This is a genomic window from Bradyrhizobium manausense (genome assembly GCF_001440035.1).
GTDB classification, from domain to species: Bacteria; Pseudomonadota; Alphaproteobacteria; order Rhizobiales; family Xanthobacteraceae; genus Bradyrhizobium; species Bradyrhizobium manausense.
The window spans coordinates 210739-218227 of record NZ_LJYG01000116.1 but is presented as its reverse complement, the minus strand read 5'-3'; the positions used below and the strand labels follow the sequence as shown (position 1 = coordinate 218227).

Here is a 7489-nt window from a genome sequence, read left to right as displayed (position 1 = left end):
AGCCGAGTTTCCGCAGCATTTTCCGGCCTCCGGCTGGGTCGAGCACGAGCCCGAGGACATCTGGACCTCGACCGTGATGGTCTGCCGCGAGGCGATCGAGCAGGCCGGCATCACCGCAAAGGACATCGCCGCGATCGGCATCACCAACCAGCGCGAGACCACCGTGGTGTGGGACCGTGCCACGGGCCAGGCCGTGCACCGCGCCATCGTCTGGCAGGACCGCCGCACCGCCGATATCTGCGCCAGGCTCAAGCACGAAGGCCGCGAGCCGCTGATCTCGCAGAAAACAGGCCTGATCATCGACCCCTATTTCTCCGGCACCAAGGTCGCCTGGATCCTCGACCACGTCCCCGGCGCCCGCGCGCGGGCCGCGCGCGGCGAGCTGATGTTCGGCACCGTCGATTGCTATTTGCTCTGGCGCCTCACCGGCGGCAAGGTGCACGCCACCGACGCCACCAACGCCTCGCGCACGCTGCTGTTCAACATCCACACCGGCCAGTGGGACGACGAGCTGTTGGAGATCATCGGCGTGCCGCGCTCGATGCTGCCGGAGGTGAAGGATTCCTCCGCCCGCTTCGGCGAGAGCACGCCGGACCTGTTCGGCGGCGCGATTGCGATCTCGGGCATCGCCGGCGACCAGCAGGCCGCCACCATCGGCCAGGCCTGCTTCCGTCCGGGCATGATGAAGTCGACCTACGGCACCGGCTGCTTTGCGCTGCTCAACACCGGCGCGACGCCCGTCGCCTCCAAGAACAAGCTGCTCACCACCATCGCCTATCAGCTCGAGGGAAAACGCACCTACGCGCTGGAAGGCTCGATCTTCGTCGCCGGCAGCGCAGTGCAATGGCTGCGCGACGGCCTCGGCATCATCAAGCACGCGGCCGAGACCGGACCTCTCGCCGATCAGTCCGACTCCATGCAGAGCGTCTATCTGGTGCCGGCCTTCGTCGGCATGGGCGCGCCTTACTGGAATCCGCGCGTGCGCGGCGCGCTGTTTGGCCTCACCCGCAACACCGGCCCTGCAGAGCTGGCGCATGCCGCGCTGGAGAGCGTCTGCTACCAGACCTTCGATCTCTGGGCCGCGATGCGCGCGGACTGGCCGAGTTCGGAGGTGGCCAGCGTCGTGCTCCGCGTCGATGGCGGCATGACCGCGTCCGACTGGACCATGCAGCGCCTTGCCGATCTGCTCGACGCGCCGGTCGATCGCCCTGTCATCCAGGAGACCACCGCGCTGGGCGCCGCCTATCTCGCCGGTCTCAATGCCGGCGTCTATCCCGAGCCGACCAAGTTCGCCGACAATTGGCGTCTCGAGCACCGCTTCAAGCCGAACATGAGCGATGCCACCCGCGAGCGAAAGCTCGCCGGCTGGGCGCGCGCGGTGAAGGGCGTACTGGCAAGCGACGAGGGGGAGGGGTAGGCGGATTCTTGGTGGGCGCGCATCCACAAACTCCGCCGTCGTCCTGGAGAAACCAGGACACATAACCACGAATACAGATTGTTTTGCGCGGTTGGAACGACGAGTTGCGCTTACAACATCTGCTGCGGCGTATGGGTCCCGGCCTTCGCCGGCACGACATAGAATGCTTGGCTAGCGCTCGGCCTACAGGAATCCCCTATGATCCTCCCCGACGGCTATTCCGACATCCCCGCCGGCAAGATCGCCGCGGTCGTGACCCATCTCCAGATGACCACGCCGGCCCCCCGCCGTGATGATCCGCCCGGCGCGTGGACTCTGCGCAAGGTCGATGCGCCGGCGCTTGCCTGGTACCGCGATCTCTACCGCCGCGTCGGCGAGGACTGGCTATGGTCCTCGCGAACGCAGATGAACGACCCCGAGCTTGCCGCGATCATCCATGCCGCAGGCATCGAGGTCTACGCCCTCGTCGTCGACGGTCGCGACGAGGGCCTGCTGGAGCTGGACTTCCGTGAACCCCGTCAGTGCGAGCTGGTCTATTTCGGCGTCACCGCTGGGCTGATCGGCACCGGCGCCGCCCGCTTCCTGATGAACCGCGCGCTGGAGCGTGCCTGGTCCGGCGGCGTGCAGCGCGTCTGGGTGCACACCTGCACCTTCGATCATCCCTCGGCCGTCGCGTTCTATCAGCGTTCCGGCTTCATCCCGTTCCGCCGCCAGATCGAGATCGCCGATGATCCGCGGCTCGATGGCACGGTGCCGCGCGATGCGGCGAAGCACGTGCCTGTTATCCAATAGATCGCGACTGTATCCACACCGTCATTGCGAGCGCGGCCTCACTCACATCGTCTTCAAAAACTCCACCAGCTTCGTAGCCCGGATGGAGCGAAGCGAAATCCGGGACTCTCGATCGGGTTGTGAGATCCCGGATTGCACTTCGTTGCATCCGGGCTACGCGCTGCCTCCACCGTCATTGCGAGCGCAGCGAAGCAATCGCGCCTTGAACGATCCGGAATGCTGCAGCATTTCGAGCTTGAGGGTGACGGGCGCCGCCGGAAGGCCGAATTCGGCGAGATCGGCCCCGACCAGCGGCGTGCGCCTGATGCGCGGACGGATGACGGCCTCGGTCGCCGCGATCCGCTCGCGATTGATGTCTGATGGTGCTGCCATGATGCCGTCCTTGATAGCGCATTCGGGAGAGATTGTCCCGGCGCCGTTGCGTCAGATGCAATGCTGCATGTCGAGGATTTTTCTTGCGCTGCTGCGATCTTGTCGTGGAGACTGATCGGCCCTGCCTTGTCCAACGCCAGAGAAGAGCGAGAACCATGTTCCTGATTGGCCAATATGATTCCCCCTTCGTCCGTCGCGTCGCGATTGCGCTGCGGCTTTACGGGCTCAGCTTCGAGCACAAGCCGTGGTCGACCTTCGGCGATGCCGACAAAATCGCGCCGTACAATCCCTTGCGCCGGGTGCCGACGCTGGTGCTCGACGATGGCGAGGCGCTGATCGAGAGCACGATCATCCTGGATTATCTCGACGAGCTCGTCGGGCCCGACAAGGCGATGCTGCCGCGGAGCGGCGTCGAGCGGCGCAAGCATTTGCGCATCTGCGCGCTGGCGACCGGCCTCGGCGACAAGGCGGTCAGCCTGCTCTATGAGCGCGTGCTGCGGAAGGAGCAGCTGGCGCTATGGGTCGAGCGTTGCCGGGCGCAGATCGGCGACGTGCTTGGGGTGTTGGAAGCCGAGCGCGCCAAGGTGACGACGCCTTATTGGCTGGGGACCCGCATCGGTCATGCCGACATTGCGGTGGCCTGCGTTATCAGGTTCACCCGCGAGGCGCACCCCGACCTGTTCGACGCAGCGCGCTATCCGGCCCTCGCAGCCCATGCCGATCGCTGCGAAGCGCTGGCGCCGTTCAAGGAGATCGTGCAGCCGCTGGCGCCGCCGAAGGGGTAAGGGTCATGCTGTCATTCCGGGGCGCGCGTAGCGCGAACCCGGAATCCATTGTGCGGCAGGTGATGAGGACAAATGGATTCCGGGCTCGCGCCAAGGGGGCGCGCCCCGGAATGACGGCGGTGGGCATCACGCGCCATGCCCGATCCTGCTCTCATACAGCTGTTTTGCCCGACGGAGCAAGCGATTTTCCGTAAAAACGAAATCGTATAACCCGATCAACCCCATCCCTACTGTGCATGGGGTTGTTTCGCGTTTTGCGATCCTGGCGCCTATCCCGCCCCCGCGCGCTTCCTCTGCCAGACCAGATGCACCGCGCAGGTGCAGCCGGGCGGATGCAAGGCGAGATCCTTCGACATCTCGTCGTTGGCCGGCGTTGCGGCAAAGGCCTTATCGCTCGCAGGCTGCGACGGGATGTAGTTCAGCACCGGCGCGAGCCAACGCTCGGCCTCCGCGACGCTCATGCCCTTGCGCGCGGCGTAGTCCTCGACCTGGTCGCGCTCGATCTTGCCGACGCCGAAATAATAGCTCTCGGGGCTGGCGAAATAGAGTCCCGATACGCTTGAGCCCGGCCACATCGCAAAGCTCTCGGTCAGCTTCACCCCGGCGGTGGCTTCGGCATCGAGCAGCTCGAACAGCGTCGCCTTCTCGGTGTGATCGGGCTGGGCGGGATAGCCGGGCGCGGGGCGGATGCCCTGATATTTTTCCAGGATCAAATCCTCGTTGGAGAGCGCCTCGTCGGGCGCATAGGCCCAGAACTCGCGGCGCACCCGGGCATGCATGCGTTCGGCGAACGCTTCGGCGAGCCGGTCAGCCAGCGCCTTGCACAGGATCGAGGAGTAGTCGTCATTGGCCATTTTGAAGCGGTCGGCGACCGCGTCCTCGCCGATCCCGGCGGTGACGACGAAGCCGCCGACATAGTCGGGCACGCCCGTGGGCGCGACGAAGTCGGACAGCGCCGCGTTGAACCGGCCCTCGCGCTTCTCGAGCTGCTGGCGCAGCGTGTGCAGCGTCGCGATGCTCTTGGTCCTGTTATCATCGGCATAGAGCACGATGTCGTCGCCTTGCGCATTTGCCGGCCAGAAGCCGATGGTGGCGCGCGCCCGGAACCATTTTTCCTTGACGATGGTGTCGAGCATCTTGCGCGCATCGTCATAGAGCGAGCGCGCGACCTCGCCGACCTTGTCGTCCTTGAGGATGGCGGGGAAGCGGCCGGCGAGCTCCCAGGTCTGGAAGAACGGCGTCCAGTCGATATAGGGGACGAGCTCGGCGAGATCGTAGTCGTCGAAGCTCTTGGTGCCTAGGAAGGTCGGCTTCACCGGCTTGCTCTTGGCAAAATCGACCGGCACGCGGTTGGCGCGCGCATCCGTGAGCTTCAGCCGCTTCTTGTCGGCCTGCGCCCGCAGATGCGCCTCGGAGATCTTGGCATATTCGGCGCGCACTTCGGCCGCATAAGCCTCGCGCTTCTCCGGCGAGAGCAGCGAGGAGGCGACGCCGACGGCGCGGCTGGCGTCATTGACATGCACCACGGGGCCGGCGCGATAGCTCGGGTCGATCTTCACAGCCGTATGCACGCGGCTCGTCGTGGCGCCGCCGATCAGCAGCGGCAGCTTGAGGCCTTCGCGCTGCAGTTCGCCGGCGAAGAACGCCATCTCGTCGAGCGAGGGCGTGATCAGGCCGGAGAGACCGACGATGTCGGCCTTCTCGGCCTTCACGGTCTCGACGATCTTCGCCGCCGGCACCATCACGCCGAGGTCGATGACTTCATAGTTGTTGCACTGGAGCACGATGCCGACGATGTTCTTGCCGATGTCGTGGACGTCGCCCTTCACGGTCGCCAGCACGATCTTGCCGGCCGACGAACTCGCCGCGCCACCGATGCCGCTGGCGAGGTTGCGCGCCTTCTCTTCCTCCATGAACGGCATGAGGTAAGCAACGGCCTGCTTCATGACGCGCGCGGACTTCACCACCTGCGGCAGGAACATCTTGCCGTCGCCGAAGAGGTCGCCGACCACGTTCATGCCGGCCATCAACGGTCCCTCGATCACGTCGAGCGGTCGCGAGGAATTCTTGCGGGCTTCCTCGGTGTCCTGCTCGATGAACTCGGTGATGCCATGCACCAGCGAATGCGACAGCCGCTTCTCCACCGGCCATTCGCGCCAGGCGAGATCAGCTTCCTTGGCTTCCGTCTTCTTGCCGCGGAACTTTTCCGCGAGCGCCAGCAGACGCTCGGAGGCGCCGGGGTCGCGGTTGAGGACGACGTCCTCGCAGGTTTGACGCAGCTCGGGATCGATATCGTCATAGACGATCATCTGTCCGGCATTGACGATGCCCATGTCCATGCCGGCCTTGATGGCGTGATACAGGAACACCGAATGCATGGCCTCGCGCACCGGCTCGTTGCCGCGGAACGAGAACGACAGGTTCGACACGCCGCCCGAGATATGCGCGCCCGGCAGGTTCCGCCGGATCCATCGCGTCGCCTCGATGAAGTCGACGCCGTAATTGTTGTGCTCCTCGATCCCGGTCGCGATCGCAAAGATATTCGGATCGAAGATGATGTCCTCGGGCGGGAAGCCGACGCGATTGACGAGGATGTCGTAGGCGCGCTTGCAGATCTCGGTCTTGCGCGCGAACGTGTCGGCCTGACCGACCTCGTCGAATGCCATCACCACGACGGCCGCGCCATGGCGCCGCGCGATCTTGGCCTCGTGAATGAATTTCTCCTCGCCTTCCTTCATCGAGATCGAATTCACGACCGGCTTGCCCTGCACGCATTTCAGGCCGGCCTCGATCACCGAGAATTTCGACGAGTCGACCATGACAGGCACGCGGGCGATGTCGGGCTCGGCGGCGACGAGGTTGAGGAAGGTGACCATCGCGGCTTCCGAATCCAGAAGCCCTTCGTCCATGTTGACGTCGATGATCTGCGCACCGTTTTCGACCTGGTCGCGCGCGACCTGCAGCGCCGCGGTGTAGTCGCCTGATGTGATGAGCTTGCGGAAGCGGGCGGAGCCGGTGACGTTGGTGCGCTCGCCGACGTTCACGAACGGAATCGCATCGGTCAGCACGAACGGCTCGAGGCCGGAGAGGCGTAAGCGTGGCGCGATCTCCGGCACGATGCGCGGCTTGTGCGGGGCGACGGCGGCAGCAATCGCCGCGATATGCTCCGGCGTGGTGCCGCAGCATCCGCCGACGATGTTGACGAGACCATCGCGCGCGAATTCGCCGACCAGGCGCGCCATGTATTCCGGCGTCTCGTCATACTGGCCGAATTCGTTGGGCAGGCCGGCATTCGGATAGGCGCAAACGAGCGTGTCAGCGACCCGGCCGATATCGGCGATATGCGCGCGCAGATCTTCGGCGCCGAGTGCGCAGTTGAAGCCGATGGTGACGGGCTTGGCGTGCCGCACCGAATTCCAGAACGCTTCCGGCATCTGGCCGGAGAGCAGACGGCCGGATTTGTCGGTGATGGTGCCCGACACCATCACCGGCATGTCGATGCCGAGCTCCTCGGTGATCTCGGCGATGGCATAGAGCGCCGCCTTGGCGTTCAGCGTATCGAAGATGGTCTCGACCAGCAGCAGATCGACCCCGCCGTCGATCAGGCCGCGGATCTGCTCGCCATAGGATTTGCGCAAGTCATCGAAGGTGACGGCGCGATAGCCTGGATTGGCCACGTCAGGCGAGATCGAGGCGGTGCGGTTGGTCGGGCCGATGGCACCGGCGACGAAGCGCGGCTTGCCGTCCTCGGCGGCAACGCGGCGGGCGGCATTGCCAGCGAGGCGGGCACCTTCGCGCGCCATCTCGTAGACGATGTCGGTGAGATCGTAATCGGCCTGCGCGATCGAGGTGGTCGAGAACGTGTTGGTCGCGACGATGTCGGCACCGGCGCGCAAATAGGCCGCGTGGATGTCCTCGATCGCCTGCGGCTGGGTCAGGATCAGCAGGTCGTTGTTGCCGCGCAAGTCGCGATGGAAGTTCTTGAAGCGCTCGCCGCGGAAGGCGGCCTCGTCGAACTGCAGGTTCTGGATCATCGTGCCCATGGCGCCGTCGAGCACGAGGATGCGCTCGCGCGCGGCGTTGATCAGGGCGGTTCGCTTGGGCGAGGGGGATACGGTCATGG

General features: G+C 65.2%; 4 protein-coding genes and 1 pseudogene. 3 read left to right on the top strand and 2 right to left on the bottom strand.

Annotated features, from left to right (window positions below):
• Both glpK and AOQ71_RS41220 read left to right on the top strand, forming a co-directional pair.
• Nucleotides 1-1417, top strand: a pseudogene (glpK, locus tag AOQ71_RS41225) (glycerol kinase GlpK); the annotation flags it as partial.
• Nucleotides 1418-1615: 198 nt separating this feature from the next.
• Nucleotides 1616-2209, top strand: coding sequence for a GNAT family N-acetyltransferase (locus tag AOQ71_RS41220; RefSeq protein WP_057759495.1), 594 nt, complete (start codon nucleotides 1616-1618; stop codon nucleotides 2207-2209).
• 153 nt (nucleotides 2210-2362) lie between these two features.
• Here AOQ71_RS41220 and AOQ71_RS41215 read toward each other — a convergent pair whose 3' ends face one another.
• Nucleotides 2363-2581, bottom strand: a complete 219-nt coding sequence (locus AOQ71_RS41215) for a hypothetical protein (protein ID WP_057759492.1) — start codon at nucleotides 2579-2581, stop codon at nucleotides 2363-2365.
• A gap of 155 nt (nucleotides 2582-2736) precedes the next feature.
• Between AOQ71_RS41215 and AOQ71_RS41210 the strand changes: the two genes are divergently transcribed.
• Nucleotides 2737-3366, top strand: a complete 630-nt coding sequence (locus AOQ71_RS41210) for a glutathione S-transferase family protein (protein WP_057759490.1) — start codon at nucleotides 2737-2739, stop codon at nucleotides 3364-3366.
• A 269-nt stretch (nucleotides 3367-3635) separates the two neighbouring features.
• Here AOQ71_RS41210 and metH read toward each other — a convergent pair whose 3' ends face one another.
• The gene (gene metH, locus AOQ71_RS41205; protein WP_057759488.1) at nucleotides 3636-7487 is read right to left on the bottom strand and encodes a methionine synthase; all 3852 of its coding nucleotides are present in this window, start codon (nucleotides 7485-7487) and stop codon (nucleotides 3636-3638) included.
• Nucleotides 7488-7489 lie beyond the last annotated feature (2 nt).